This is a genomic window from Streptomyces sp. NPDC050546, assembly GCF_044457425.1.
GTDB lineage: Bacteria > Actinomycetota > Actinomycetes > Streptomycetales > Streptomycetaceae > Streptomyces.
Window position 1 is genome coordinate 567,617 of sequence record NZ_JBITGX010000003.1, and the last position, 26,506, is coordinate 594,122.

Consider the following 26,506-nt stretch of genomic DNA (forward strand, 5'->3'; position numbering starts at 1 on the left):
GGGCACGGAGCGGTGGGCGGTCGCCACCGGGGTCCACGTGGGGTCCACGCCTCTACGCGCGTCGCCGCACGACGAGGCCCGACACAAAAGAGACCTTCGGGGCAGAGAGCCACAGAAGGTCGCCTAGGGCTACAGGCGTCGATTCACCATACGGCAGGACACGGCCGCATATGGAAGGACTTGAGAGGAGGATCACAGGTGTCGGGGGAACCGTGAGCCTCGTTTCCAAGGTCCTTACCAGGATCGCACCCCATAGGCAGAGGTCTGTCCGCGTTCCCCCGGAACGTAAGAAGTGGGTATGCCAACGGTAAGAATCAAGGCTTCCGGTCACACCCCAGCTCAGGGCCTCGCAGGTCTACCATCACTCCATGACCCGTGTACTGCTCGCCGAGGACGACGCGTCCATCTCGGAGCCGCTGGCCCGTGCTCTGCGCCGGGAGGGCTACGAGGTCGAGGTGCGTGAGGACGGCCCCACCGCTCTCGACGCAGGACTGCAGGGCGGCGTCGACCTGGTCGTGCTCGACCTGGGTCTGCCCGGCATGGACGGTCTGGAGGTGGCCCGCCGTCTGCGTGGCGAGGGCCACACCATCCCGATCCTCATCCTGACCGCGCGCGCCGACGAGGTGGACACCGTCGTCGGGCTCGACGCGGGCGCCGACGACTACGTCACCAAGCCCTTCCGGCTCGCCGAGCTGCTCGCCCGCGTCCGGGCCCTGCTGCGGCGCGGTGCCGCCGAGCCGCAGCAGCCGCCGGCCACCCACGGCGTGCGCATCGACGTCGAGTCGCACCGCGCCTGGATGGGCGAGGAGGAGCTCCAGCTCACCGCCAAGGAGTTCGACCTGCTGCGGGTGCTGGTGCGCGACGCGGGCCGGGTCGTCACCCGCGACCAGCTGATGCGCGAGGTCTGGGACACCACCTGGTGGTCGTCGACCAAGACCCTCGACATGCACATCTCCTGGCTGCGCAAGAAGCTCGGCGACGACGCGGCCAACCCCCGCTACATCGCCACCGTGCGCGGTGTGGGCTTCCGTTTCGAGAAGAGCTGAGCCACAGGGCAGGCACGGGTAACAGGACATGCGCCGCCGACTGATCCAGTCCACGCTCGCCGTGGTGCTGGTAGTGATCGCCGTCTTCGGGGTCTCGCTCGTCATCGTCGAGACCCGGACGATCAGCAACAGTGCCCAGGAACGGGTGGAGTCCGAGGCGGTCCGCCTCGCCAGCATCGTCGACAGCCGGCTCTTCGGGTCCCAGGAGGTCGACGCCGAGGTGCTGCGCGACCAGGTCACGCAGGACCGCTACTACGCGGTGATCCGGCTCCCCGGCGAGGCGCCCATCGAGGTCGGCACCAAGCCGTCCGGTGACGTCATCAGCGCGACCGCGCCCGGCGAGGAGGGCGAGACCGTCACCGTCGAGGAGCCGCGCTCCTCGGTGACCCGCGAGGTCGGCCGGACGCTGCTGATCATCGCGCTGGTCGCGCTGCTCGCGGTGGTGGCCGCGGTGCTGCTTGCGGTCCGCCAGGCGAACCGGCTGGCGTCGCCGCTGACCGACCTCGCGGAGACGGCCGAGCGGCTCGGCTCGGGCGACCCCCGCCCACGGCACAAGCGCTACGGCGTGCCCGAGCTGGACCGGGTGGCGGACGTGCTGGACGGTTCCGCCGAGCGCATCGCGCGCATGCTCACCGCCGAACGCCGGCTGGCCGCGGACGCCTCCCACCAGCTGCGGACCCCCCTCACGGCCCTGTCCATGCGGCTGGAGGAGATCACCCTCACCGACGACCCGGCCACCGTGAAGGACGAGGCGACGATCGCGCTCACGCAGGTCGAGCGGCTGACGGACGTCGTCGAGCGGCTGCTGACCAACTCTCGCGATCCGCGCACCGGCTCCGCCGTCACCTTCGACCTCGACGAGGTCATCCAGCAGCAGCTCGCCGAGTGGCGGCCGGCGTACCGCAGCGCGGGCCGGGCGATCGTCAGCTCCGGCAAGCGGCATCTGGAGGCGGTCGGCACACCCGGCGCGGTCGCGCAGGTGCTGGCCGCGCTGATCGAGAACTCCCTGATGCACGGTGGCGGCACGGTGGCCCTGCGTACCCGCGTCACCGGCAACCAGGCGGTCATCGAGGTCACGGACGAGGGCCCCGGTGTCCCCGCCGACCTGGGCGCACGCATCTTCGAGCGGGCGATCAGCGGCCGGAACTCCACGGGCATCGGCCTGGCCGTCGCCCGCGACCTGGCCGAAGCGGACGGCGGCCGTCTGGAAATGCTCCAGACCAAGCCCCCGGTCTTCGGTCTGTTCCTGTCCCGCACGGCCGCCCAGACGTCGATGACGGACGAGGACGAGCCGATGGTCCGCTGAGGTCCTCGTTCCGGTACGGCTACGGCACCCGCTGCTTGTTCCGCTCCCGCTCCACCGTCGGTCCGGTGTCCGACGCCGGTGCCGGGGCCGGGAGGGCGACGAAGACCCACGTGCGGTACGACCAGAAGCGGAAGAGCGTGGCGACGCCGATGCCGACGAACTTGAAGATGTTGTTCTGGAGCGGGGTGTTCCAGCCGAAGCCGTAGGTCGCCGCGTACAGCACGCCGTTCTCGATGACCAGGCCCACCGCGCTGAACAGCAGAAACAGGGTCATTTCCCGGGTGCGGCCGCTCTTGTCGCGGTCGCGGTACGTGAAGTAGCGGAAGCCGACGTAGTTGAAGATGATCGCGACGACGGTCGCGATGACGCTCGCGCGCACCACCTGGAGGTCGGTGACATGCCGCACCAGGTTGAACACGAGAAGGTTGACCAGCACCCCGGCCCCGCCCACTGCGCCGAATTTGGCGACTTCGCGAACGAGCCCTCGGAGCCGAGAGGCACCATGTCCCATGGTCGTGCAGGCCCCCGTCCCTCAGTTGGCGTCAACCCAGCCATGCTAACCACCCTCCCGCGCGATCTTCCTGCGGATACCGGTGGACGGCCGGAGATGGTCCGGGCCGGGGAGGGGAGGGACAGGAAACCGGCCACCTTGGCGCGGCCGATACCCTGAGGGAGTGACGTTTCCGGTAGTCGGCATGGTCGGCGGTGGCCAGCTCGCTCGTATGACACACGAGGCGGGCATCCCGTTGGGCATCAGGTTCAAGCTTCTCAGTGACACCCCGCAGGACTCGGCTGCGCAGGTCGTGAGCGATGTCGTCATCGGCGACTATCGCGACCTGGACACGCTGCGCGAGTTCGCCCGCGGGTGCGATGTGATCACCTTCGATCACGAACACGTTCCCACCGAGCACCTCAGGGCCCTGGAGGCGGACGGCATCCCCGTGCGCCCCGGCCCCGACGCGCTGGTGCACGCCCAGGACAAGGGTGTGATGCGCGCGAAGCTCGACGCGATCGGCGTGCCCTGCCCCAGACACAGGATCGTGTCCGATCCTGCCGATGTGGCGGCCTTCGCGGCCGAGGGCGAGGGATTCCCCGTCGTGCTCAAGACCGTGCGCGGCGGCTACGACGGCAAGGGCGTGTGGGTCGTCGACTCCGTCGAGGAGGCCGCAGACCCGTTCAAGGCCGGTGTCCCCGTGCTCGCCGAGGAGAAGGTCGACTTCCTGCGCGAGCTCGCCGCCAACGTCGTACGGTCGCCGCACGGCCAGGCCGTCGCCTACCCGGTGGTGGAGTCGCGGCAGGTCAACGGCGTCTGCGACACGGTCATCGCCCCGGCCCCCGGCCTCGACGAGGACCTCGCGGTCCGGGCCTCCGAGATGGCCCTGAACATCGCCAAGGAGCTCGGTGTCGTCGGGCACCTCGCCGTCGAGCTGTTCCAGACCCGCGACGGCCGCATCCTCGTCAACGAACTGGCGATGCGCCCGCACAACTCCGGCCACTGGTCGATGGACGGCGCGGTCACCAGCCAGTTCGCCAACCACGTCCGCGCGGTCCTGGACCTGCCCCTCGGCGACCCCCGCCCGCGCGCCCCGTGGACGGTCATGGTCAACGTCCTCGGCGGCGACTACCCGGACATGTATTCCGCGTACCTGCACTGCATGGCCCGCGACCCCCAGCTGAAGATCCACATGTACGGCAAGGACGTGAAGCCCGGCCGCAAGGTCGGACACGTCAACACCTACGGCGACGACCTGGACGACGTGCTGGAGCGCGCGTCCCACGCGGCCGGCTACCTGAGAGGCACCATCACCGAATGAGCCCTGTTGTTGGCATCGTCATGGGGTCGGACTCCGACTGGCCCGTCATGGAGGCCGCCGCGAAGGCCCTCGACGAGTTCGAGATCCCCTACGAGGTGGACGTCGTGTCGGCCCATCGCATGCCGCGCGAGATGGTCGCGTACGGCGAGCAGGCCGACGGCCGCGGGCTCAAGGTGATCATCGCCGGGGCCGGCGGCGCCGCCCACCTTCCCGGCATGCTCGCCTCGGTCACCCCCCTGCCGGTCATCGGCGTGCCCGTGCCGCTGAAGTACCTCGACGGCATGGACAGCCTGCTGTCGATCGTGCAGATGCCGGCCGGTGTCCCCGTCGCGACGGTCTCCGTCGCCGGTGCCCGCAACGCCGGCCTGCTGGCCGCCCGCATCCTCGCCGCGCACGACGAGGAACTGCGCGGCCGGATGCGCGACTTCCAGCAGGAGCTGAACGACCAGGCCACCGAGAAGGGCAAGCGCCTGCGCTCCAAGGTCGAGGGCTCGGGCGGCTTCGGCTTCGGCGCGGGGAAGTGACGGCGATGACCTCCCTGGAGTCAGCCCGGGAACTCCTGCGCGAGTTCCCGGTCGCCGACGGCCACAACGACCTGCCCTGGGCGCTGCGCGAACAGGTCCGCTACGACCTCGACGCCCGCGATGTCGCCGCCGACCAGAGCGCCCATCTGCACACCGACATCCCGCGGCTGCGCGCGGGCGGGGTCGGTGCGCAGTACTGGTCGGTGTACGTCCGCACGGACTCGCCGGACCCGGTCGCGGCCACCCTCGAACAGATCGACTGCGTACGGCAGTTGCTGGCCCGCCACCCGGCCGACCTGAGGCCCGCGCTGACGGCCGCCGACATGGAGGCCGCGCGCGGGGAGGGCCGGATCGCCTCGCTCATGGGCGCGGAGGGCGGCCACTCCATCGCCAACTCCCTGGGCACCCTGCGCGGTCTGTACGGGCTCGGTGTGCGGTACCTGACCCTCACCCACAACGACAACGTGGACTGGGCCGACTCCGCGACCGACGAACCGAAGGCCGGTGGCCTCACCGCGTTCGGCCGTGAGGTCGTGCGGGAGATGAACCGGCTCGGCATGCTCGTCGACCTCTCTCACGTGGCGGCGACGACCATGCGGGACGCGCTCGACACGAGCACCGCCCCGGTGGTCTTCTCCCACTCCTCCGCGCGGGCCGTGTGCGACCACCCGCGCAACATCCCGGACGACGTCCTGGAGCGGCTGCCCGCCAACGGCGGTGTAGCGATGGTCACGTTCGTGCCGAAGTTCGTGCTCCAGGCGGCCGTGGACTGGACGGCCGCGGCCGACGAGAACATGCGCGCCCACGGCTTCCACCACCTCGACACCACCGCGGAGGCCATGAAGGTCCACCGCGCCTTCGAGGAGCGGCGGCCCCGCCCGGTCGCGACGGTGGCGACGGTCGCCGACCACCTGGACCACATGCGCGAGGTCGCGGGCATCGACCACCTCGGCATCGGCGGCGACTACGACGGCACGGCCTTCACCCCCGACGGCCTGGACGACGTCTCCGGCTACCCGAACCTCCTCGCCGAGCTGCTGGAGCGCGGCTGGTCCAAGGCCGATCTGGCCAAGCTGACCTGGAAGAACGCGGTACGGGTGCTGGGCGGGGCCGAGGACGTGGCCCGTGGCCTTCAGGCGACGCGGCCGGCGTCCAACGCCCGCCTGGAGGACCTGGACGGCTGACAGCGGACCCGTTCGCGATCATGGCCGGTGTGCGCACCTTGCAGCCCGGCCCGCCGGGGCGGGGCGACGGCGCGCTGTTGAACGACGGCTACAGCGGGTAAGACCGTGTAGGACGTACGGCGTAATCGCAGTTTTCTCGGATCGAGCCTGGCGTTGAGAGGGCCCGAGCCGCCCGGGTGCGGTCTCCCGGCGCCGGGCGAGCTGCCAGGAGTGGCAACTCGGCGTGCGGGAGGGGGCGGCGTTGGCTGAGGATCGGGGTGCGGTTCCGTGGCGGAAGAGCAGTTACAGCAGCACAGCGGAACAGTGCTGCGAAATGGCCGTGGTCGCGGGGGAGATACTCGTACGCGACTCGAAGTGCCCGAGTCGCACGATGCTGGCCTTCACCCCGGGGGCCTGGCGGACGGCGATGGCGTGGATGTCCCGCCAGGTCCCGGGCGAGGCGGCGCCATGAGCGCATCGAATTCGGATGGACATGAGGTGAGCGACCCGGGCCGGGAGCGGTCGGTGACCAGGGAGTCCGGCCTCGTCGGGTACTGCCTGGTGACCGGTGCGCTCGCATCGGCCGCCGGCGCGGGCGCCTCGCTGCTCGGCGGTGCCCTGTGGGCGCGGCTCGCCATGTGGCTGACGGTACTGGTCGGGGTTTCCGCCGTCGCCGGCTGGTGGTGGGTGCGCTCGCCCGCTACTGCCCGTCATTGGACGGTTGATCTTCTGGTGCGTCCGGCAGCAAGGGACGTACCGTCTCGAAGAGCCTGATGAACGTGCGGACGAGGAGCGGTCCGCCGCCGAGGCTGCCGATCCAGCAGATTTCCGGGGGTACGCCCATCCGGATGCCGGCGTAGGCCACGAGGGTCGAGACCGCCGAGGAGAAGACCACCAGCGCGGCGAGGTTGCGCACCACCCGTATGAGATCGTCCGTGTGGGCCCGTCGGCGCCTGATGTGCTGTTCGGTTTCCGCCTTCCTCAGCCGGAGAAGCCGAGCGCACGCCTCACGGCCAGCGAGCGCTCTCCTCGTCAGGGCGGTGCGCTCGGAGCCCTCGGGTCGGTGACCGGGCCCAGGGGCGGTCACCGGACGTGTGGAACCGGCGCGCGCCTTGCCGGGGGACGGCGCCGACGTGCGGCGCCTCTTCCTCCCCTTGTCCGTCGTCATGGCTTCCCCTGGGCCCCCGTGGCACGCTGAACCGGCGGTCAGGTGCGGTGGAATTGTTCGATGAGTTCGTCGAGCAGCGCGACCGTGGCGTCCTCGGCCAGCGCCTTGTTGCGCAAGTCCTCGAAGCATTCCTGGTACCGGGCGACGAGTTCGCGGTCGTCCCGGTTCGTGAGCATTCCTCCGGGGCCTGCCATGTACAGCACGTCCTCGTCGGCCTGGAAGCCCAAGAGGAAGAAGGTGCTGTCCAGGCTGTCGTGTGCGCCCGCCGCGAAGGGCAATGCCCGCAGAGTGGCCCGGCCTTCGGCGATCAGTTCCTTGATGAAGCCCAGTTGACGGCGCATCGTCGCGGGTCCGCCGACCTGACGGCGCAGGGCCGCCTCGTCGAGGATCATCTCCACTTCGGGGCCGTCCTCTTGAAGGACCCGCTCCTGCCGGGCCATGCGGAGGTCGATGTGTTGTTGGGCCCTGGGGTTGGGCTGACCCGCCTCGAAGAGAGCGGACACGTAGTCCGCGATCTGCAAGTGACTGGGGATGAGGCTGGGGTGGTAACCCTTGATGGCGTTCGCCGCGCTCTCGTACCCCAGGTACTGGGCGAAAGGCTGGCTGATGATGTCGTTGTACTCGGACCACCACGACTGGCCTTTGCTGCCCCGGGCGGCCTCTTCCAGCTCCGCCACCAGGTCCGGATCTTCGACCCCGTACTCCTGCAGCATCGCCCGCAGATCCGTGACCGACAGACTGACCGAACCCGCCTCAATTCGGATCAATTTGGACAACGACCACTCGAGCACTTCGGCTGCCTGCCGTTGGGTCAGCCCCTGCTTGTCGCGGGCTGTCTTGAGGGCGAGACGCAGCTTGCGGCGGTTGAGGCTCGGGTCCACGGACCTGGGCATGGCGCTCCTTCGGGAGAGTGACGGCGGCGAACAGCACTTGGCGTGCCGAAACCTTCCCATCCTACGGGGGCGAACCGACTGTCAGCCAAGCGAGTGACTCGAATGGACGCATGCTTGACGCTGCCGTCTCTTCGCAGATACCCGAATGACACATGTCTAATCGACCTGAGCTGGCGTAGACCCTGCGAGTGGTGCAGGTCACAGTTCAGGTGGGTATGGCTATGGAGTTCCGGGGCTCATGAGTCCAGGGACGAGTCGTGGGTCGCCCAGTGGGGCCGTGAAACGACGAACGGGCCGGCGTGATCATCGCTCCGTTACCCCGAACGCCCCTCCCGCCAGGAACCACCCGCCGCTCCGTGCGACGGTGACCGTACGTCACGAGCACCGTACGGAGCCGCCATGGCAGATCTCCAGCACGACCTGCGCCCCACCGCCGCGACCGGCGAGTTCGACGATCTGACCGAGCAGTACCCCGACGAGGGACTCGTCGCGGCTGAGCCCTACGAGCCCGTCTCCGATCCGGACGACGCGCCCCTGACCCGGGCCCACGCCGTCCTCGCCGCCCACCCCGTCGCCGACGGGTACAACGGACTGCCCTGGGCGCTCAAGCGCCTGTCCTACTACGACCTCGAGGAGGGCGAGAGCACCGTCGACACGGACGTGCCCCGGCTGCGCAGCGGCCATGTGGGCGCGCTGTTCTGGTCGCTGCATCTGCCCGAGGGCCTCGACGGCGACCGGGCCGTCGGCGCCACCCTGGAACAGCTCGACCTGGCGAAGAGCATCGTCCGCACCTGCGACGAGGGCCTGCGGCCCGCCTGCACGGCCGGGCAGGTCGCCGACGCCCGCAACTGCGGCCGTGTCGCCGTGCTCCTCGGTCCCGCCGGGGCCTCGGCCGTGGGCGACTCCCTGGGCACTCTGCGCCAGCTGCACCTCCTCGGCCTGCGCGCCCTGACGCTGACCGGTGTGTCCTGGGCGAGCGACGCCGGGCTGACCCGGTTCGGCGAGGAGGTCGTGCGCGAGATGAACCGGCTCGGTGTCATCGCGGACCTCTCCGGTGCTCCGGCGGAGACCCTCCGCCGGGTGCTGAGCCTCTCCCGGGCACCCGTGCTGTGCAGTCGCTCCGCGGCCCGTGCGATCCGCCCCCACCCGGTCAACCTCCCCGACGACCTGCTCGCCGAGCTGGGCGCCGCCAAGGGGCTGTGCCTGGTACCGCTGACGGCCGAGCAGACCGGCCCGACCGTCCGTGATGTCGCCGACCACCTCGACCACATCCGTGCCGTGGCCGGAGCGCAGTGCGTCGGACTGTCCGGCACCTTCGACTCCGGCTCGGCCCATCCCCAGGAACTCGGCGACGTCTCCTGCTATCCGCGGCTGATCGCCGAGCTGCTGCGGCGCGGCTGGGACGAGGGCGATGTGGCCCTCCTGACCTGGGGAAACGTCCAGCGCGTCCTGCGCGGGGCCGACTTCACCGCCCGCTCCGCGCAGCAGCGCCGCGCGCCGTCGAAGGCGACGATCTCGGAGCTGGACGGGTAGCCGTCCTGCCCTCCCGTCTCCGCTGCCTCCGCGGGGTCAGTCGTGCGCGATCCGGCAGAGGCAGAACGGGTGGCCCGCCGGGTCCGCATAGACCCGGAAGTCCTTCTTCTTGTCGTCCGCCTTGTCCAGCACCCGCGCTCCCAGCGCCAGCACCCGCTCCTCGGCCGCGTCGATCTCCTCCCAGGTCGCACCACCGTCGAAGTCCAGGTGGAACTGCTGGGCGTTGCGGTCGGACCGGGGCCACTCCGGCGGGGTGTGGCCGGGCGAGCGCTGGAAGGCGAGCCGGGGCCCGCCGGGGAGGCGCAGCACCACCCAGTCGGGGTCGTCGTCCTCGGGCGTGCCGCCCCCGACCGCCGCGTAGAAGCGGGCCAGCTCGCGCGGGTCGGGGCAGTCGACGACCACGGAACGGAAATGTGCCACGGCGGACATGAGGCCTCCCGGTGTCAGCAGGCGCAGAGGCAGAACGGGTGCCCGGCGGGGTCGGCGTAAACCCGGAAGGTCCGGGAGCGGTCCTCGGTGTCCAGCGGCTTGGCGCCGAGCGCCAGCACGCCCTTCTCGGCCGCGTCCAGGTCCTCCACGTCCAGGTCGAGGTGGAACTGCTGCGAGTGGTCGGGCGAGGGCCACGTCGGAGCGACGAACCCGGGGGCGGCCTGGAAGGCCAGCGGTGTACCGCCCGGCACCTTCAGGTCGACCCACTCGTCCTCCCCGTCGGTCGCGACCTCCGGTGTGCCGCCGAGCACCTCGGCGTAGAAGGCGGCGAGTGCGTGCGGGTCGGGACAGTCCAGGACGACGACACCCAGCTTGGCGAGAGCCATGACTTCCTCCTCGAAGGCGCTGTTACCATCAGAATCGGGTAACCAGTAACCGTTACTGCATGCTCCCCTATCGGGGGTAACCTCGCAAGGGAAAAAGCGAGAGGTACGGTCCTGCCATGACGGAGAGATCGCCCGCGCCCGGCGGCCTGGCCCTGGTCGAGGCCCTGGTGAACACGCTGGACATCGAGTCGGGCGCCGACGTGCTCGACTCGCCCGAGGGCCGGGCGCGCTTCGGGATCACACCGGACGAGACGGACCGGGCCCGTGCCCTGCGCGAGTCCCTGCGCGCGACCCTCCTCGCCCACGCCGGCCATCCGCCGCACCGCGAGACGCCCCCGCTCGGCGAACTCCTGGCCCGGGCCCCGCTGATCGTCACGGTCGACGCGACGGACGGCTCGGCCGCCCTGACCCCCACCGACGACCACTCCCTGTACGCACGCGTCGCCGCAGCCGTCGCCGAGTCCCTGGTCGCCGGCACCTGGACCCGCCTCAAGGCCTGCGAGGCCCCCGACTGCCACTGGGCCTACTACGACCGCAGCCCGGCGGGCCGTGGCCGCTGGTGCTCGATGCAGGTGTGCGGGGCTCGCGCGAAGATGCGGCGATACCGGGCGAAAGGGGCGTGACCCGCCCGCGCCCGGGCCCGGTGGGGCAGAATGCACGGTGACGCCGGTTCGGCCGACTGAGCCTCGGCCGAACCGGCGTCACCTTTTCTCAGGCACCTCAGGCACCTCAGGCACCCTCAGGCCCTCAGGCACCCCAGCCATGTTCAGGCCTTGGGGCGCCCCATCGCGCGGTACGTCCAGCCGGCCTTGCGCCACCGGTCCGGGTCGAGGGCGTTGCGGCCGTCGAGGATGAGGCGGGTCGTCGCGACCTCGCCGAGGGCCTCCGCGTCCAGCTCCCGGAACTCCCGCCACTCCGTCAGATGCAGCACTATGTCGGCGCCCCGGACGGCCTCCAGCGCCGAGTCCGCGTAGCCGAGGGTCGGGAAGACACGGCGGGCGTTCTCCATGCCCTTCGGGTCGTACACAGTGACCTGGCCGCCCTGGAGATGGATCTGCCCGGCGACGTTCAGCGCGGGCGAGTCCCGTACGTCGTCGGAGTCGGGCTTGAAGGTCGCGCCCAGTACCGCCACCCGCTTGCCGAGGAACGGCCCGCCGCCCAGCGCCTGCCGCGCCAGCTCCACCATCTGCCCGCGCTGGCGCATGTTGATGGAGTCGATCTCCCGCAGGAAGGTCAGCGCCTGGTCCGCGCCCAGCTCACCGGCGCGCGCCATGAACGCCCGGATGTCCTTCGGCAGACAGCCGCCGCCGAAGCCGATCCCGGCCCGCAGGAACTTCTTGCCGATCCGGTCGTCGTAGCCGATGGCCTCCGCCAGCTTGGCGACGTCACCGCCGGCGGCCTCGCACACCTCCGCCATGGCGTTGATGAACGAGATCTTCGTGGCGAGGAAGGAGTTCGCGGAGGTCTTCACCAGCTCGGAGGTCGGGAAGTCGGTCACCACGAACGGCGAGCCCTCGGCGATCGGCGTGGCGTACACCTCTCGCAGCAGCTTCTCGGCACGCTCGCTGCGCACACCCACCACCAGCCGGTCGGGATGCAGCGTGTCGTCGACCGCGAAGCCCTCGCGCAGGAACTCCGGGTTCCAGGCCAGCTCGGCGTCCTCGCCGGCGGGCGCGTGCGCGGACAGGTAGGCCGCGAGGCGATCGGCGGAGCCGACGGGCACCGTCGACTTGCCCACGACCAGGGCCGGTCCGTGCAGATGCGGGGCGAGGGAAGCGATCGCGGAGTCGACGTACGACATGTCACAGGCGTACTCGCCGTGCCGCTGCGGGGTGTTCACACAGACGAAGTGCACATCCCCGAAGGCACCGACCTCGGCCCAGTCCTGGGTGAAGCGCAGCCGCCCGCTGGACCCCTCGATGCCGGAGACGTGCTTGCGCAGCAGCTCCTCGAGCCCCGGTTCGTACATCGGCGCCTCGGCGCGCTCCAGCTTCTCGATCTTCTCGGGCACGACGTCGAGGGCGAGCACCTCGAAACCCAGCTCGGCCATGGCCGCCGCGTGTGTCGCGCCTAGATAACCGGTGCCGATCACGGTGATCTTCAGGGCCATGGGGTGCTCCAGGGGTCTACGGCATGCGGTGCGCGCCCGAGCATAGCCGGGGCATGGGAACGCGCTTCACTGGGCAACTTCTCCGCTGTCGTCTAGCTCACGTATCACTCCCGGGGGCAACCCCATAAACTTTTGATTACTTAACGGTAGTTAGCGTCAGCATCGCAGCGTTTTGGAGCGTGAGAGACCTTGGCCGGATCGGCTGACTTCGACCTGTACCGCCCGTCCGAGGAGCACGACATGCTCCGTGACGCCGTCCGCTCCCTGGCCGAGGCGAAGATCGCGCCGTACGCCGCCGCGGTGGACGAGGAAGCCCGCTTCCCGCAGGAGGCGCTCGAGGCGCTCGTCGGCAACGACCTGCACGCCGTGCACGTACCCGAGGAGTACGGCGGCTCGGGCGCCGACGCGCTGGCCACCGTCATAGTGATCGAGGAGGTCGCACGCGTCTGCGCCTCCTCCTCCCTCATCCCCGCGGTGAACAAGCTCGGCTCGCTCCCGGTGATCCTCTCCGGCTCCGAGGACCTGAAGAAGCGGTACATGACCCCGCTCGCCAAGGGCGACGGCATGTTCTCGTACTGCCTGTCCGAGCCGGACGCCGGCTCCGACGCCGCCGGAATGAAGACCAAGGCCGTCCGCGACGGGGACCACTACATCCTCAACGGCGTGAAGCGCTGGATCACCAACGCGGGCGAGTCCGAGTACTACACGGTGATGGCCGTCACGGACCCGGCCAAGCGCTCCAAGGGCATCTCGGCCTTCGTCGTCGAGAAGTCGGACGAGGGCGTCTCATTCGGCGCCCCCGAGAAGAAGCTCGGCATCAAGGGCTCCCCGACCCGCGAGGTCTACCTCGACAACGTCCGCATCCCCGCCGACCGCATGATCGGCGAGGAGGGCACCGGCTTCGCCACGGCGATGAAGACCCTCGACCACACCCGCATCACCATCGCCGCGCAGGCCCTCGGCATCGCGCAGGGCGCGCTGGACTACGCCAAGGGCTACGTCCAGGAGCGCAAGCAGTTCGGCAAGCCGATCGCCGACTTCCAGGGCATCCAGTTCATGCTCGCCGACATGGCCATGAAGATCTCGGCCGCCCGCGCCCTGACCTACCAGGCCGCCGCCGCCTCCGAGCGGGGCGACGCCGACCTCACCTACCAGGGCGCCGCCGCCAAGTGCTTCGCCTCGGACGTGGCGATGGAGGTCACCACCGACGCCGTCCAGCTCCTCGGCGGCTACGGCTACACGCGCGACTACCCGGTGGAGCGCATGATGCGCGACGCCAAAATCACCCAGATCTACGAGGGCACGAACCAGGTCCAGCGCATCGTCATCGCGCGCAACCTGCCGTAAGGCCCCGAAGACCGCCGCTCCCCTTCACCGGTCGCCCTCCGCCCGTTCCGCCGGGCCGGAGGGCGACCGTCGTTCCGGGAAGCGCGCGCCCGCATGGCGGATTCCTTCCCTCCGCCCCATGGCGGCCGGCGTCGCGCAGGCGTAGGACGGAAGGCACGGGGGCCGACCCCCGGCCCCCACCGTCCCCCCGGAGGAAGTCATGACCCAGCAGCCCGCCACCATGACCCCGCTGAGCAAGGAGATGCAGGACTGCGTCCAGGCGTGCATGGCCTGCCACAGCGTGTGCGAGGAGACCATGAGCTCCTGCCTGCAGATGGGCGGCACGGCCCAGATGCAGATCATGCGCGCCGTCATGGACTGCGCCGAGATGACGCGCATGTGCGCCGACATGATGATGCGCCGCTCGCCGCTGTCGGCCGAGATGTGCGCGATGTGCGCCAGGGCCTGCGACATGTGCGCCGAGGCGTGTATGTCCATGCCGGACGACGACCAGATGATGCGCTGTGCCGAGGCGTGTCGCCGCTGCGCCGAGATGTGCCGCTCGATGTCGGCCGCCGCGATGTGAGAACCGCCTCACGGCAAAGGGGGCACCCGCCCGGGTGCCCCCTTCCGCTGCCTGCCCGCCTCAGTTGCTGGAGACGGTGACCTTCTCGTCGTTCTTCAGCTGGTTCACCAGTGTCTTCAGCTTGGCGGTGTCCCACTGGAGGTTGCCGTTCGCGGAGTTGCCCGAGATCGGCATGTTCATCGACTTGCCCTCGCCGCCGCTGACGCCCTTCATCGCCCAGAACATGGACGCCAGGTCGTACAGTCCCATGTCCTTGTCGACCACGAGGGAGTCCAGGCCCGCGCCCATGGTCGGGTACAGCTTGAACGGGTTGAGGACCGTGCTCGGCGTGGCGACCTGGTTGGCCAGGGCCGACAGGAACTTCTGCTGGTTCTTCGTACGGTCCAGGTCCGAGCCCTTGAGGGCGTAGCGGGTGCGGACGAAGGCGAGCGCCTGCTCACCGCTCAGCGTCTGCTTGCCCTTCTTGAAGTTCGCGCCGGACTTGGTGTCCTTGATGTCCTGCGGGATGTCCATCTCGACACCGCCGACCGCGTCCACGATGCTCGCGAAGCCGCCGAAGCCGATCTCCACGTAATGGTCGATGTGCAGGTTCGTGTTGGCCTCGACGGTACGGACCAGCAGCTCAGGGCCGTCCTCCGCGTACGCGGCGTTCAGCTTCGTCTGGCGGCCCGTGCCCGGGTAGGACTTGCCGGAGTCGGAGCCCACGAACGACGGGATCGTGACGTTCGAGTCACGCGGCAGGGAGATCAGCGTCGGGCCGTTGCTGCCGGTGTGCAGGATCATCATCGAGTCCGTGCGCTTGCCCTCGGCGGAACCGGTGCGGAGTCTCTTCTTCTCCTCGGCCGACATGCCCTCACGGCTGTCGGAGCCGACGATCAGGTAGTTCGTGCCCTCGCCCGCCTCCGGACGGTCGATGACCTTCGACAGGTCGACGTCGCGGTTGAGCTTGGAGTCGGCCCAGAAGTACGTGGCGACGCTGGTCACCACCAGAACCGTCACCAGAGTGATGGTCGTCACCTTGATACGGCGGCGCCAGTTCGGCGCGGGACGCGGCTCGTACATGCCGTCGCCCGGGCCGCCGGGGCCCCTGCCACCGGGGGAGCCGTAGACCTGGCCGGTGTTGTAGCCGCTGTCGTAGCCGTCGCCGGGGCCGCCGTAGCCACCGTCCACGTACGACGGCTGCTGCGGTACTCCGCCGCCGTACGGCGGCGCACCGCCGTACCCGGCCTGCCCGGGCGACGGCGCCGGGCCACGGCGGACCTGCCGCATGACGCGGGCGCTCTCGGGCTGTGCGCTCGAGCTTCCGCGTCCGTAGCGGTTGCCGCGGTTGTCGTCGGACCGCCCCTCGGGCCAAGTGTTCATGCGGACCAGTGTGCAGGTCCCCGTGGTGCGCCATACAAGAGTCGTCGGAAAATCAGAGCACGGCTGTGGCGAAGCTGACACAAAACCCCCTCATGCCGCCTCGGCATAAGGTGGGGGCCATGACAGACCAGGCCCCAGCTGCGGATTCCGGCAGTACGGATATCCCGGGCAAGCCGACTTCGGCGTCCCGCACCACCCTCAGCCACATCATGACCCACAACGACACGAACCTGCTGGGGACGGTGCACGGCGGGGTGATCATGAAGCTGGTCGACGACGCGGCGGGGGCCGTGGCCGGGCGGCACTCGGGCGGGCCGGCGGTCACCGCGTCCATGGACGAGATGGCGTTCCTCGAACCGGTCCGCGTCGGCGACCTCGTTCACGTCAAGGCGCAGGTCAACTGGACCGGCCGGACGTCCATGGAGGTCGGCGTCCGGGTCCTGGCCGAACGCTGGAACGAGTCCGCCCCGCCCACCCAGGTCGGCTCCGCCTACCTCGTCTTCGCCGGGGTCGACGCCGACGGCAAGCCCCGCCGGGTCCCACCGGTCCTCCCCGAGACCGAACGCGACAAGCGCCGCTACCAGGAGGCCCAGATCCGCCGCACCCACCGCCTGGCCCGCCGCCGCGCGATCATGGAGCTACGGGAGAAGCGGGCGGCGGAGGGCTTCGAGGACTGACGGGCCCCGCCCCGCCTCCTTCCACGAACTCGTAGAACTCCTGAGGGCTTCTACGAGCACGCCACCTCGTCCCCCCGCACCACCACGCCGGACTGGCCCTGCCCCGTGTCCTCCGCCCGCACCTTGCGTACGCGTTCGAAGTCCGTGCCCGCGATGACCTTCAGGGTCGCGCCCAGACCCGGGGCCGCCCGCAGCTCGCTGCCCGGCAGGGCTGCCGCGAGCGACTTGGCGGAGCGGTCCCAGCCGGGGTCGTAGACGATGACCGTGCGTTTCACATCGGTGGTGGGGGCGTTGGCCGGGGTCCCGGTCGTACGGAAGCCCGTCGAGGCCAGTGCCGCGTCGACCCGGCGGCCGAGCCCGGCCGTGGGGGTGCCGTTCTCCACCTGGACGCTGATCTGCTGCGGGGCGACCGGGACGACCCGGGCCTCGTCGCGCTGCCGCCGCACGGACAGGGGCTGGTCCGCGCGCAGGGCGTGGAAGAGCCGCTCCGCCTTCACGGGGTCCCACTTCAGCGTCGAGCCGACGCCCTCCACGGGGTAGCCGAGCTGCCCGATCGGGACGGTCGTGAACTCGGAGGAGGAGGGTGAGAAGTTCCGCATGGCCCGGCCCAGGGTCAGCATCTCGTCCGTGCCGAAGCCCTTGTCGGCCCGCACCGAGCCCAGCACCGCCCGTGTCACGTCCCGGAACTTCATCGGGTTCAGCAGGATCCCGGAGGACATGACCCGTTCCACGAGCGCCGCCATGAACCGCTGCTGCCGTTTCATACGGCCCAGATCCGACGCCCCGTCGACATGGCGTGCGCGCACGTACTGAAGCGCCTGCCCGCCCTCGAGGGTGTGGCGCCCGGCCGGCAGGTTCAGTCCCGTGTACCTGTCGCTGAGGGGGGCGGCCGTGCAGATCTGCACGCCCCCGACCACGTCCACCGTCTTCATGAAGCTCGTGAAGTCGACCTCCAGATAGTGGTCGATCTTCACCCTGGTCATGTTCTCGACGGTCCGCACGGTCAGCGGTGCCCCGCCCTCGGCGTACGCCGCGTTCAGCTTGATCGGGTGGCCCTCGTGCCGTCTGCCCGTCGTACGGTCGACATGCGCCGGCGTCACGGCGTACGAGTCACGCGGCAGGCTCACCACACTCGCCCGCTCCCGGTCCTGGGAGATGTGCACGATCATCATCGTGTCGGTGCAGTGGCAGGGCGCGCCGCCTAGCCGGTACTTCTGCCGCTCGTCCTGGCTGATCTTCTCGCGACCGTCGGTGCCGACCAGCAGGACGTTCATGCCGTGGCCCGCCTCGGGCCGGTTCTTCATGTCCTTGAAGGCGTCGACCCGGGCGATGTCCGCGTCCAGGCTCGTGACCACCGCGTGCCCGATACCGGCGGACGCGAGAACCACCACGGACAGCGTGGTGAGCGCCCGCATGCCCCAGCGCGGCTTCCGGCGCCGCACCGGCGGCGCGGGCCTGCGCGGGTGCCGTCGGGAGGAGGGCGGCTGCGGGCGGCGCTGCGGGGCGGCGGTGGTCCGGGAGGACCGCGGCGGCGTGGGCAAGAGGACACCTCCGGACGACGGCCGTACGTGGGATCCGTGACACCGTAGGCCGATACGATCTGCAGCCCGCGGTACCGCCCCGGCGGCGCGCACCGGTGTCCCCCGTTCGCGGTAACGTGAGGCCCCTATGAACGCCAATCCCGACGTGCGCCACCCCGCCGTTTCCGTGATCATGCCCGTCCTCGACGAGGAACGGCATCTGCGGGGAGCAGTCCAAGCGATCCTCGCGCAGGAGTACGCCGGCGAGATGGAGGTCGTGATCGCCCTGGGTCCGTCCACGGACCGCACGGACGAGATCGCCGCTCAGCTCGTCGCGGAAGACCCGCGTGTGCACACCGTCCCGAACCCGACCGGCCGTACGCCGGCCGCCCTGAACGCGGCGATCAACGCCTCCCGCCACCCGATCGTCGTGCGCGTCGACGGGCACGGCATGCTCTCCCCCAACTACATCGCGACCGCCGTACGGCTCCTTCAGGAGACCGGCGCGCAGAACGTCGGCGGCATCATGCACGCCGAGGGCGAGAACGACTGGGAGCACGCCGTCGCCGCCGCGATGACCTCGAAGATAGGGGTCGGCAACGCCGCCTTCCACACGGGCGGCCAGGCCCAGCAGGCCGACACCGTCTACCTCGGTGTCTTCCGGCGCGAGGCCCTGGAGCAGCAGGGCGGCTACAACGTGGAGTTCATCCGCGCCCAGGACTGGGAGCTGAACTTCCGCATCCGTGAGGCCGGCGGGCTGATCTGGTTCTCGCCCGAGCTGCGGGTGTCGTACCGGCCGCGGCCGAGCGTGAAGGCCCTCGCCAAGCAGTACAAGGACTACGGGCGCTGGCGGCATGTCGTCGCCCGCTACCACGAGGGCTCCATCAACCTGCGCTACCTCGCCCCGCCGACCGCCGTGTGCGCGATCGCGGCCGGGATCGTGGTGGGCGCGCTGCTGACCCCCTGGGGCTTCGTGGTGCCCGGCGGCTATCTCGCGGCGATCCTCGCCGGCTCGGTCCCGGCGGGCAAGGGGCTGCCGCTGAAGGCGCGGCTCCAGATTCCCGTGGCGCTGGCCACCATGCACATGTCGTGGGGCTGGGGCTTCCTGACCAGCCCGCGGGCGCTGGCCCGCAAGGTGATCGCGAGCCGTCGGCCGGCGGTCCGCGCGGACGCCTCCGCGAGCTGAGTCACCGGCGTATCGACGCGGGCCCTTTCCCCGAGCGGGGAAAGGGCCCGTCGTCGTTCAGTCCCAGGTGAACGCCGGGTTCACCTGCATACAGGCCTTGTCGTCGGCGCCGTTGAGCGCCTCGGCCGACTTCGGGGTCCTGTCGTTCTCCTCGGGCGCCTTGTAGGCCCTGCCCTCACGCCAGTCGGCGCCCACGACGAGGGTGATGCCGGAGACGTCGGTGGACCGCTTCACCGAACTCGCCGGGATGCCCAGGGCCTTGGCGAGACGCCGGGCGTCGCCCTCCAGGTCGGTGCTCGGGTAGCGGACGACGGTCCGGTCCTCGCTCCACGATCCGGTGCTGTCGGCGACGGCCTGGGTGAAGCCCTCCTCCTTCAGCACGCCGGCCACCGTGCCGGCGCGTCCGCGGGCCGCGGCCAGGGTGTCGGTGCGGGTGCCGTTGCGGACCTGCACCGGGATCTCGTCGTCGGGCGCGGCCGGGTCGGCGGAGGCCTTCTCCGCGGCCGGCTTCTTCGCCTTGTCCTTGCCGTCCAGGGCGATGTCCTCCCGCACAAGCCGGAACAGCTGCTCGGCGTCCTCCGTGGGCTCGACGCGGGCGCCCACGTAGCGGTTGGGCATCGTCGTCATGGTGATGCGCTGCGGCTCCACCCTGCGCAGCTCGTCGCTGAGGTCGTAGAGCTTCTTGACGGTGTCGAGGCCCGGGTCGACGGTCATGGCCCGGGTGGCCTCCTCGGCCAGTCTGCGGAGCTTGTTCGGGCTGCTCAGGGTCATGTTGTCGCGGAGCTGGCGGACCATCGCGTTCATGTACATGTGCTGGGCCTTGGCGCGGGCGAGGTCGCTGCCGTCCTCGAAGCCGTAGCGGGTGCGCAGCCACTGCAGGGCCTGCTCGCCCTGGATGTACGAGGTGCCCTTCTCCAGTTTCAGGCCCGAGCCCTTGCCGTCGGAGGTGCGGGAGTGGATGTTGGCGTCGACGCACACGGGGACGCCTCCGACGGCGTCGGCCATCGACACCACGCCCGCGAAGTCGACCATGATGAAGTGGTCGATGTGGATGCCGGTGAGCTCCTGCCAGGTGGCCACGGCACAGCCCGGACCGCCGTGCCCGAGGCTCTGGTTGGTCATCGTCCGTCCCTGCGTCGCCTGGTACACCTTCCCGTCGTCCGGGTCGGTGCACTTCGGGATCTTCACCAGGGTGTCGCGGGGCATGCTGATGACCGACATGTTGGTGCGGTCGGCGGACAGGTGCAGCAGCATCTGGACGTCCGCGAGGGGCGTGGCGCCGAACGTCTCGCGGGCGCCGCCGAGTTTCTGGTTCTCCTTGCTGTCCCGCGCGTCGGAGCCGATGAGCAGGATGTTCAGCGGGGTCTGCCCGGCGGCGTTGGGCGTCGGAGCGGCGACCTTGCCGTCGCCGAGGTTCAGGGCGTCCTTCTTGATGTTGCCGTTCAGATGCCGGTAGTAGAGGTAGCCGGCTCCGGCCGTCCCGAGTATCAGCAGGGCCAGCACGGCAGCGGCCCACTTCAGCATCCGCCGCCTGCGCGGGGACCGGGTGCGGCCGGGGCCGGGCGTACTCGCGCTCCCCGCCGGAGGGCCCTCGGCGTCGGGCGTGTCCGTGTCGTCCGCCGACGCGCCGTCGTCGTCGGGCGACTGACCGTCCGAGGCCGGCTCCTCGTCGTCCGGCGCCGGCTCCTCGTCGTCCGGCGTCGGCTCCTCCTCGCCCGGGTCCGGTTCGTGGCGGACGCTCTGCCGCTTCCCGTCCTCCCGCACACCGCTCTGCGTCACTTCCCCGGTCCTCTCCGCCCCCCGGCGCATGCAGCAGGCCCGCCCTGCCTCCTGTTAGACGCACGACGGGCCTGTCAGTTGCCCTCAACGGGTCAACTAGCGCACTTCACCTTGTCCGCGGTGGACTTCTCCACGTCCGCCGCCTTGGTCGGGGCGTTGAGCTTCACGCCGGCGCCCTTGAAGTCCTTGCCGAGGGTCAGGGTCATCGCGGGCAGGCCCTGGGAGTTGTCCACGCTCTCGCCGGGCTTCAGCGCCGACCCGGACAGGCCCATGATGTCGGCGAGGCGGCGGGCCTGGTCGGCCTGGTCGGGGGCGTACTCCAGGGTCGTCCTCGCCAGTTCGGCGGGCGCGTTGCCGGCGTTCTCCGACTTGGTCACGCCCTCCTCGACCTGGAGGTACTGGAGGGTCGTCTGCGCGCTGCCGCCGACGGCACCGCCGTTCATGATCCGCACCCGTACCTCGGAGGCCGCGGCCTTGGTGCCCTTCAGCCGGGCGGCCTGGGCGTCCTTCTCCTTCTTCTCCTGCTGCTTGACCTCGGTGAGCGACACGTCGTTCTCGATCATGTCGAACAGCTGCGGGGCCTTGGAGTCGTCGAGGACGACCGTCGCCTTCACGGTCTCCGCCGGGTTGTCCACCACCGGCACCGTCGTGAAGCTGATGTTCTTCGTCGGCACCTTCTTCAGTTCGAGCGCGACGTCCTTGAGCGTGCTGACCCTGCCGATCGCCTGGTCCACGGTCAGCGCCTTCGTCGCGGCCTCGGCCAGGTTCAGCAGCTTCGAGGGGCTGGTGAGGGTGTCGCTGGAGGCCATCTTGCGCATCAGCGAGCCCAGGAACTGCTGCTGCACCTTGATGCGGTCGAGGTCGCCGCTGTTGCCGAAGCTCTTGCGCGTACGGACGAACGCGAGGGCCTGCTCGCCCTCGACCGTCGACTCGCCCGCGGGCAGGACGAGTTTGGACTGCTTGTCGTTGACGGCCTTCTCCACGCAGACGTCGACCCCGTCCACCGCCGTCGTCAGCGTCTTGACCGCGTTGAAGTCGGCCATCATGAAGTGGTCGACCGTGATGCCGGTGTTCTCCTTCACTGTGCGCATCGTGCAGCCCGGGTCCCGGCCGCCCTCCCCGAGGCTCCGGTTGAAGCGGACGCCCCGAGTGCCCGGGACGACCTTCTCCGAGCCGTCCTCCAGTTTCGTCGGGCAGTCGGGGATGTTCACGATCAGGTCGCGGGGGATGCTGAGCGCGGTCGCGTTGGAGCGGTCCTTCGCGACGTGCAGCAGGATCGTGGTGTCGGCGTGACCGGTGCTGCCCTTGTCGCCGTAGCCCTCGTTGCCCTCACCGGTGCGCTTGTCCGTACCGATGATGAGGACGCTGAAGGCCTCGTCCTTGCTGAAGTTGCTGGCACCCGCGCTGCCGACGTCGGTCGTCGAGACGTTGCCCTCCAGGTGCTGGAGGTAGAAGTAGCCGGCCGCACTGACCCCGACCAGCACGAACGCCATCGTGCCGCCGGTCCACAGCAGCACCTTCTTCGCCTTGTTCGGCTTCTGCTGCACCGGCCGGCGCCCACCGCGGCGCCCCGGCGGCGGCTCCTCGGGAGCACCGCGCCGCCTGCGCTGCGGCGGAACGTCGGTGCGAGTCGCGCCTCCACGGGGGGAGGCCCCACGCGGAGTGCCCTCACGGGGGGAGGCCCCACGCGGAGTGCCCTCACGGCGAGAGGCCGAACGTGCGGCTGTCGAACGGGCGGTGGCTGTACGGGGAGCCGCCCCCGATTGCGCTGCGGATGGATTCAGTCGCAGTTCGTATTCGCCGGTGTTCGGATTGAGTACCCACTGGTCTGCGGGGTCCATCTGTTCCCCCCGCCCACGGCGTTGCGCGTCCACGGTTGTCCGATTCCTCCGTCGGGGCACGCGGCGCCTTCTCCCCCCGGAAGGCGCGCGGGTACTTGGTCATCACAGAAGCACTGGATCGCTCACACTATCCGCCCAGTTGAACGCCGGTGTGCGCTGAATGACAAATTCAACGTCCCTACATTTGGGCAATCCGGCTCAATTCCGTGCCGGGAATCTCTACCAGCGGTAGGGCGCGTACACATCCATGCACTTACCGGAGTCCGAGCCGTTGAGCGCGTCCGCGTCACCGGGCAGGTCCCCGGCCTTCGGCGCCGGCTGCTTCGGATACGCCGTACCCGTACGCCAGTCGGCACCCACGACGACCGTGACGCCGGACACCTCGGTGGACCGCCGCACCGAACTCAGCGGAATGTCCAGCGACTTGGCGACACGCTGGGCATCGCCCGCCAACTCGGCGCTCGGATAGCGCACGACGGTCCGCTCCTCGGCCAGCGCGCCCGAGGTGTCCGCGGCGGCCTTCGTGAACCCCTGGTCCACGAGCGACCGGGTGACGGCGCCCGCGCGTCCGGTCACCGGGCCGAGGGTGCTGGAGCGCGTGGCGTTCTGCACCAGGACGCCGATCTCGCCGTCCGCCGCCGCCGGATCCCGGGACGCCTTCTCCCCGGGCTTCTTCGAACCGGGCTTCTTCGAACCGGCCTTCTTCGAACCGGACTTCCCGCCCTTGCCGTCGAAGGGCACGTCGTCGCGGATCATCTCCCACACCCGGTCGGCGTCGGTGCCGGCCGGGATCAGGTGGTTGGCGTCCTCCGGGTCCGCGGCCGTGGGCAGCGTCGTCATGGTGATGCGGTCCGTCGGCACCGTCCTCAGCTGCGCCCCCAGGTCGTACAGCTTCTTCACCGTGCCGATCTCCTCGGACACGTGCAGCGACTTGGTGGCAGCCTCGGCCAGGTCCGTCAGCCGGCCGGTGTCGGTGAAGACGTTCTGCGACTTGAGCGTGCGGATCATCGAGTTCATGTACATGTGCTGCGCCCTGGCCCGCAGCGGATCGCTGCCCCAGGCGTGGCGGGTGCGCAGCCACTGCAGGGCCTGCTCGCCCTGGACCTTCGTCCGGCCCGCCTTCAGCTTCAGACCGGAGCCGCCGGGCACACGGGGCAGCGGGCGGTCCCACACGTTCTGCTCCACGCACACCTCGACCCCGCCGATGGCGTCGGCCATCTTCACCACGCCCGCGAAGTCGATCGTCATCCAGTGGTCGATGTAGACCCCGGTGAGGTTCTCCCAGGTCACCAGCGTGCAGCCCGCTCCGCCCCGGGCCAGCGAGGCGTTGATGATCGTGTTGACCTGCGGGTACGTCCGACCGGACTTCGGGTCGGTGCACTTGGGTATGTCGACCCGGGTGTCACGCGGAATGCTCACCACGGCGGCGCTCTCGCGGTCCGCGGCCAGGTGGATGAGCATCTGCACATCGCCCCGCGGGGGAGTGCCGCGGTCCTTCCTGGCGCCGCCCAGCTTCACGTTCTCGTCGGAGTTACGGCTGTCGGAGCCGATCAGCAGGATGTTCAGGGGCGTCTGCCCGGCCGCGTTCGGAGCGGCCCGCCGCGCCTTGGAGTCACCGCTGCTGCGCTGGCCCTTCTCGATGTTGCCGTTCAGGTGCTCGTAGTAGAGGTAACCGGCGCCGGCGGTCGCGAGGACCACCAGGGAGAGGGTCGTCGCCGACCAGCGCAGGACGCGGCGTCCGCGGCGGGCCCGACGGCCTCTGCGGCCGTCCCCGCCGCCCGGTCCGGAGGATCTGCCCGGGGCCGGCTCACGCGGGACGGCACCCTGTTTCGTCCCCTCCCCGTACACACCACTGCTCCGCGCCATCTGCTTCCCCCACCCCCGTGTCACCGAAAAGGCCTGCCGTACGCCCTGTGAGACGTACGCCAGGCCCTTCAGGTCACTCGGCGCACTCCACCTTGTCCGCCGTGGACTTGTCCACGTCCGCCGGAGCCTTGGCCGGAGCGGTCTGGGAAGTGCCCGCTCCCTTGAAGTCCTTGCCGAGGGTCAGGGTCATCGCGGGTACGCCCTGGGCGTTCTCCACGCTCTCGCCCGGCTTCAGCGCGGACCCGGGCAGGCCCATGATGTCGGCGAGGCGGCGGGCCTGGTCGGCCTGGTCGGGGGCGTACTCCAGGGTCGTCTTCGCCAGCTCGGCGGGCGCGTTGCCGGCGTTCTCCGACTTGGTCACGCCCTCCTCGTTCTGAAGCCAGCTGAGCGTCTCCTGGGCGCTGCCGGCGACGGCACCGCCGTTCATGATCCGCACCCGCACCTCGGAGGCCGCGGACTTGGTGCCCTTCAGCCGGGCGGCCACCGCGGCGGCTTCCTTCTTCTTCTTTTCCTTGACCGCGGTGAACGAGACGTCGTTCTTGATCATGTCGAAGACCTGCGGGGCCGACGACTCGTTGAGGACGACCGTGGTCGGGACCTTCTCCGCCGGGTTGTCGATCACCGGGGTGGTGGCGAACGTGAGGTTCTTGGTGTTGAGCTTGCCCAGCTCCAGACCGAGATCCTTCAGCTTGCCGATGCTGGACAGCTGCGAGTCGACGGTCAGCGCCTTCGTGCCCGCCTCGGCCAGGTCGAGCATCTTCGAGGGGCTGGTGAGCGTGTCGTTGTCCTTGAGCTTGCGCATCAGCGCGCTCAGGAACTGCTGCTGGAGCCCGATCCGGCTCAGGTCGCCGCCGAAGCCGACCGCGTGCCGGGTGCGCACGAAGGCCAGCGCCTGCTCGCCCTCGATGGTGTGGTTGCCCTTCGGCAGCTTGAGGTGCGAGTCCGGGTCGTCGATGTCCTTGCCCAGACAGACCTCGACCCCGCCGACCGCGCTGGTCAGCGTCTTGACCGCGTTGAAGTCGGCGACCATGAAGTTGTCCGGCTTGACCCCGGTCAGCTCCGTCACGGTCCGCATGGTGCAGCTCGGGGTCCGTTCGTCCTGGCCGAGGCTGGTGTTGAAGCGGGTCTGCGGCGTGCCCGGGATGACCTTCTGCGACCCGTCCTCCTGCGTGGTCGGGCAGTCCGGGATGTCGACGATCAGGTCACGCGGGATGCTCAGCGCGGTCGCGTTGGAGCGGTCCTTGGAGACGTGCAGCAGGATCGTGGTGTCGGCGTGCCCGGCACTGCCCGCGTCGCCGTACTTCTCGTTGCCCGCGCCGGTGCGCTTGTCGGTGCCGATCAGCAGGATGTTGATGGCCTTGTCCTTCTCGAAGCCACCGGTGCTCGCGCCGTCGTCGGAGACCGACGCGATGTTGCCGTTCAGGTGCTCGATGTAGAAGTACGCGGCGCCCGCCCCGGCGACCAGCACGAACGCCATCACGCCGCCGGTCCACAGCAGGACCTTCTTGCCCTTCGCGGCCTTCTTGGCGGGCCGGCGCCCACGCCGTCCCGGCAGCGGTTCCTCCGGAGCCGGAGCCCCACGGCGCCTGCGCGACGGCACCGCACGGCCGGGCGTCTCGGGCCGCGGGCGGCCGGGCGCCTCGGTGCGGCCGAGGGGCTGCGTGGTGCCGAGCGCCGACAGGTCTCCGTCGGAGGGCGGTGGCTTGCGGGGCCCGGGGACACCCGACCGCGGTGCGGAAGCGGGCAGTCGCATTTCGTATTCGCCGGTGTTCGGGTTGAGCACCCACTGGTCTGCGGGGTCGATGTCGTCCGCCCGCCCACGGCCTTGCGCGTCCACGGTTGTCTGATTCCTCCGTCGGGGCACGCGGCGCCTACCCCTCCAAGGCGCTCGGTCTCGGTTCACACAGTGCGCGTTTCTCAGGACTGTCCTCAGAGCCGGGCGCACCGGGATCGCTCACACTAACCGCCCAGTTCAGCGTCGAGCGACGACG

24 protein-coding genes are annotated in these 26,506 nt (G+C 70.1%); 12 read left to right on the forward strand and 12 right to left on the reverse strand.

Features of this window, described 5'->3' with window-relative positions:
- Positions 1-368: 368 nt before the first annotated feature.
- Positions 369-1,046, forward strand: coding sequence for a response regulator transcription factor (locus ACIBK5_RS10630; RefSeq protein WP_189726740.1), 678 nt, complete (start codon positions 369-371; stop codon positions 1,044-1,046).
- 28 nt (positions 1,047-1,074) lie between these two features.
- Positions 1,075-2,352: an ATP-binding protein gene (locus ACIBK5_RS10635; RefSeq protein ID WP_399018219.1), complete on the forward strand. Its 1,278-nt coding sequence runs from the start codon at positions 1,075-1,077 to the stop codon at positions 2,350-2,352.
- A gap of 19 nt (positions 2,353-2,371) precedes the next feature.
- Here ACIBK5_RS10635 and ACIBK5_RS10640 read toward each other — a convergent pair whose 3' ends face one another.
- On the reverse strand, positions 2,372-2,863 hold the full coding sequence (locus ACIBK5_RS10640) for a GtrA family protein (RefSeq protein ID WP_399018220.1): 492 nt from the start codon (positions 2,861-2,863) through the stop codon (positions 2,372-2,374).
- Between the two features lie 163 nt (positions 2,864-3,026).
- Between ACIBK5_RS10640 and ACIBK5_RS10645 the strand changes: the two genes are divergently transcribed.
- The 4 genes from ACIBK5_RS10645 to ACIBK5_RS10660 all read left to right on the forward strand — a co-directional run bounded on the left by ACIBK5_RS10645 (position 3,027) and on the right by ACIBK5_RS10660 (position 6,325).
- Positions 3,027-4,166, forward strand: a complete 1,140-nt coding sequence (locus ACIBK5_RS10645) for a 5-(carboxyamino)imidazole ribonucleotide synthase (RefSeq protein WP_399018222.1) — start codon at positions 3,027-3,029, stop codon at positions 4,164-4,166.
- On the forward strand, positions 4,163-4,690 hold the full coding sequence (gene purE / locus ACIBK5_RS10650) for a 5-(carboxyamino)imidazole ribonucleotide mutase (RefSeq protein ID WP_184598238.1): 528 nt from the start codon (positions 4,163-4,165) through the stop codon (positions 4,688-4,690). Before ACIBK5_RS10645 ends, purE begins: the two co-directional genes overlap by 4 nt.
- Before the next feature lie 5 nt (positions 4,691-4,695).
- Complete coding sequence (locus ACIBK5_RS10655) at positions 4,696-5,874, forward strand: dipeptidase (RefSeq protein WP_399018225.1); 1,179 nt, start codon at positions 4,696-4,698, stop codon at positions 5,872-5,874.
- A 223-nt stretch (positions 5,875-6,097) separates the two neighbouring features.
- On the forward strand, positions 6,098-6,325 hold the full coding sequence (locus ACIBK5_RS10660; protein WP_399018228.1) for a DUF397 domain-containing protein: 228 nt from the start codon (positions 6,098-6,100) through the stop codon (positions 6,323-6,325).
- 228 nt (positions 6,326-6,553) lie between these two features.
- Here the strand turns inward: ACIBK5_RS10660 and ACIBK5_RS10665 are convergent, their stop codons facing one another.
- Positions 6,554-6,769, reverse strand: a complete 216-nt coding sequence (locus tag ACIBK5_RS10665) for a hypothetical protein (RefSeq protein ID WP_399018230.1) — start codon at positions 6,767-6,769, stop codon at positions 6,554-6,556.
- A 290-nt stretch (positions 6,770-7,059) separates the two neighbouring features.
- The gene (locus ACIBK5_RS10670) at positions 7,060-7,914 is read right to left on the reverse strand and encodes a helix-turn-helix domain-containing protein (protein WP_399018231.1); all 855 of its coding nucleotides are present in this window, start codon (positions 7,912-7,914) and stop codon (positions 7,060-7,062) included.
- 399 nt (positions 7,915-8,313) lie between these two features.
- On the opposite strand from ACIBK5_RS10670, the gene ACIBK5_RS10675 reads away from it, so the two are divergent.
- Entirely contained in the window at positions 8,314-9,447 is a 1,134-nt protein-coding gene (locus ACIBK5_RS10675; RefSeq protein WP_399018233.1) for a dipeptidase, read from the forward strand.
- 36 nt (positions 9,448-9,483) lie between these two features.
- Here the strand turns inward: ACIBK5_RS10675 and ACIBK5_RS10680 are convergent, their stop codons facing one another.
- Both ACIBK5_RS10680 and ACIBK5_RS10685 read right to left on the reverse strand, forming a co-directional pair.
- The gene (locus ACIBK5_RS10680) at positions 9,484-9,876 is read right to left on the reverse strand and encodes a VOC family protein (protein WP_399018235.1); all 393 of its coding nucleotides are present in this window, start codon (positions 9,874-9,876) and stop codon (positions 9,484-9,486) included.
- Between the two features lie 14 nt (positions 9,877-9,890).
- Positions 9,891-10,262 carry a VOC family protein gene (locus ACIBK5_RS10685; RefSeq protein WP_399018236.1) on the reverse strand — a complete coding sequence of 124 codons (372 nt, stop codon included), beginning with the start codon at positions 10,260-10,262 and terminating at the stop codon, positions 9,891-9,893.
- 116 nt (positions 10,263-10,378) lie between these two features.
- Between ACIBK5_RS10685 and ACIBK5_RS10690 the strand changes: the two genes are divergently transcribed.
- Entirely contained in the window at positions 10,379-10,885 is a 507-nt protein-coding gene (locus ACIBK5_RS10690; RefSeq protein ID WP_399018238.1) for a CGNR zinc finger domain-containing protein, read from the forward strand.
- A gap of 143 nt (positions 10,886-11,028) precedes the next feature.
- On the opposite strand, the gene ACIBK5_RS10695 is transcribed toward ACIBK5_RS10690, so the two are convergent.
- On the reverse strand, positions 11,029-12,372 hold the full coding sequence (locus ACIBK5_RS10695; RefSeq protein ID WP_399018240.1) for a UDP-glucose dehydrogenase family protein: 1,344 nt from the start codon (positions 12,370-12,372) through the stop codon (positions 11,029-11,031).
- Between the two features lie 189 nt (positions 12,373-12,561).
- Between ACIBK5_RS10695 and ACIBK5_RS10700 the strand changes: the two genes are divergently transcribed.
- Both ACIBK5_RS10700 and ACIBK5_RS10705 read left to right on the forward strand, forming a co-directional pair.
- Positions 12,562-13,719, forward strand: coding sequence for an acyl-CoA dehydrogenase (locus ACIBK5_RS10700; RefSeq protein WP_399018241.1), 1,158 nt, complete (start codon positions 12,562-12,564; stop codon positions 13,717-13,719).
- A 199-nt stretch (positions 13,720-13,918) separates the two neighbouring features.
- Complete coding sequence (locus tag ACIBK5_RS10705; RefSeq protein ID WP_399018242.1) at positions 13,919-14,284, forward strand: four-helix bundle copper-binding protein; 366 nt, start codon at positions 13,919-13,921, stop codon at positions 14,282-14,284.
- Between the two features lie 60 nt (positions 14,285-14,344).
- On the opposite strand, the gene ACIBK5_RS10710 is transcribed toward ACIBK5_RS10705, so the two are convergent.
- Positions 14,345-15,646 (reverse strand): LCP family protein, encoded by a 1,302-nt coding sequence (locus tag ACIBK5_RS10710; RefSeq protein ID WP_399018244.1) that lies wholly within the window; start codon positions 15,644-15,646, stop codon positions 14,345-14,347.
- A gap of 119 nt (positions 15,647-15,765) precedes the next feature.
- Here ACIBK5_RS10710 and ACIBK5_RS10715 point away from each other — a divergent pair, with 119 nt between their 5' ends.
- Positions 15,766-16,323, forward strand: coding sequence for an acyl-CoA thioesterase (locus ACIBK5_RS10715; protein WP_399018246.1), 558 nt, complete (start codon positions 15,766-15,768; stop codon positions 16,321-16,323).
- Between the two features lie 50 nt (positions 16,324-16,373).
- Here ACIBK5_RS10715 and ACIBK5_RS10720 read toward each other — a convergent pair whose 3' ends face one another.
- Positions 16,374-17,738: an LCP family protein gene (locus ACIBK5_RS10720; RefSeq protein WP_399018343.1), complete on the reverse strand. Its 1,365-nt coding sequence runs from the start codon at positions 17,736-17,738 to the stop codon at positions 16,374-16,376.
- A 253-nt stretch (positions 17,739-17,991) separates the two neighbouring features.
- Here ACIBK5_RS10720 and ACIBK5_RS10725 point away from each other — a divergent pair, with 253 nt between their 5' ends.
- The gene (locus tag ACIBK5_RS10725) at positions 17,992-19,029 is read left to right on the forward strand and encodes a glycosyltransferase family 2 protein (protein ID WP_399018248.1); all 1,038 of its coding nucleotides are present in this window, start codon (positions 17,992-17,994) and stop codon (positions 19,027-19,029) included.
- Between the two features lie 57 nt (positions 19,030-19,086).
- On the opposite strand, the gene ACIBK5_RS10730 is transcribed toward ACIBK5_RS10725, so the two are convergent.
- The 4 genes from ACIBK5_RS10730 to ACIBK5_RS10745 form a co-directional block, all read right to left on the reverse strand.
- Entirely contained in the window at positions 19,087-20,808 is a 1,722-nt protein-coding gene (locus ACIBK5_RS10730) for an LCP family protein (protein WP_399018250.1), read from the reverse strand.
- A 92-nt stretch (positions 20,809-20,900) separates the two neighbouring features.
- A complete protein-coding gene (locus tag ACIBK5_RS10735) occupies positions 20,901-22,682 on the reverse strand; it encodes an LCP family protein (protein ID WP_399018251.1) in 1,782 nt (593 codons plus the stop codon).
- A 186-nt stretch (positions 22,683-22,868) separates the two neighbouring features.
- Entirely contained in the window at positions 22,869-24,515 is a 1,647-nt protein-coding gene (locus tag ACIBK5_RS10740) for an LCP family protein (protein ID WP_399018253.1), read from the reverse strand.
- 73 nt (positions 24,516-24,588) lie between these two features.
- Positions 24,589-26,352 carry an LCP family protein gene (locus ACIBK5_RS10745; protein WP_399018255.1) on the reverse strand — a complete coding sequence of 588 codons (1,764 nt, stop codon included), beginning with the start codon at positions 26,350-26,352 and terminating at the stop codon, positions 24,589-24,591.
- Positions 26,353-26,506: the final 154 nt, after the last annotated feature.

Bases quoted from the DNA above. Each gene is read 5' to 3' on its own strand.
- ACIBK5_RS10725 (WP_399018248.1), top strand. From the start codon at position 17,992: ATGAACGCCAATCCCGACGTGCGCCACCCCGCCGTTTCCGTGATCATG.
- ACIBK5_RS10715 (WP_399018246.1), top strand. From the start codon at position 15,766: ATGACAGACCAGGCCCCAGCTGCGGATTCCGGCAGTACGGATATCCCG.
- ACIBK5_RS10720 (WP_399018343.1), bottom strand. From the start codon at position 17,738: ATGCGGGCGCTCACCACGCTGTCCGTGGTGGTTCTCGCGTCCGCCGGT.
- ACIBK5_RS10680 (WP_399018235.1), bottom strand. From the start codon at position 9,876: ATGTCCGCCGTGGCACATTTCCGTTCCGTGGTCGTCGACTGCCCCGAC.
- ACIBK5_RS10675 (WP_399018233.1), top strand. From the start codon at position 8,314: ATGGCAGATCTCCAGCACGACCTGCGCCCCACCGCCGCGACCGGCGAG.
- ACIBK5_RS10640 (WP_399018220.1), bottom strand. From the start codon at position 2,863: ATGGGACATGGTGCCTCTCGGCTCCGAGGGCTCGTTCGCGAAGTCGCC.
- purE (WP_184598238.1), top strand. From the start codon at position 4,163: ATGAGCCCTGTTGTTGGCATCGTCATGGGGTCGGACTCCGACTGGCCC.
- ACIBK5_RS10670 (WP_399018231.1), bottom strand. From the start codon at position 7,914: ATGCCCAGGTCCGTGGACCCGAGCCTCAACCGCCGCAAGCTGCGTCTC.
- ACIBK5_RS10685 (WP_399018236.1), bottom strand. From the start codon at position 10,262: ATGGCTCTCGCCAAGCTGGGTGTCGTCGTCCTGGACTGTCCCGACCCG.
- ACIBK5_RS10690 (WP_399018238.1), top strand. From the start codon at position 10,379: ATGACGGAGAGATCGCCCGCGCCCGGCGGCCTGGCCCTGGTCGAGGCC.
- ACIBK5_RS10655 (WP_399018225.1), top strand. From the start codon at position 4,696: ATGACCTCCCTGGAGTCAGCCCGGGAACTCCTGCGCGAGTTCCCGGTC.
- ACIBK5_RS10705 (WP_399018242.1), top strand. From the start codon at position 13,919: ATGACCCAGCAGCCCGCCACCATGACCCCGCTGAGCAAGGAGATGCAG.
- ACIBK5_RS10695 (WP_399018240.1), bottom strand. From the start codon at position 12,372: ATGGCCCTGAAGATCACCGTGATCGGCACCGGTTATCTAGGCGCGACA.
- ACIBK5_RS10630 (WP_189726740.1), top strand. From the start codon at position 369: ATGACCCGTGTACTGCTCGCCGAGGACGACGCGTCCATCTCGGAGCCG.
- ACIBK5_RS10740 (WP_399018253.1), bottom strand. From the start codon at position 24,515: ATGGCGCGGAGCAGTGGTGTGTACGGGGAGGGGACGAAACAGGGTGCC.
- ACIBK5_RS10710 (WP_399018244.1), bottom strand. From the start codon at position 15,646: ATGAACACTTGGCCCGAGGGGCGGTCCGACGACAACCGCGGCAACCGC.
- ACIBK5_RS10635 (WP_399018219.1), top strand. From the start codon at position 1,075: ATGCGCCGCCGACTGATCCAGTCCACGCTCGCCGTGGTGCTGGTAGTG.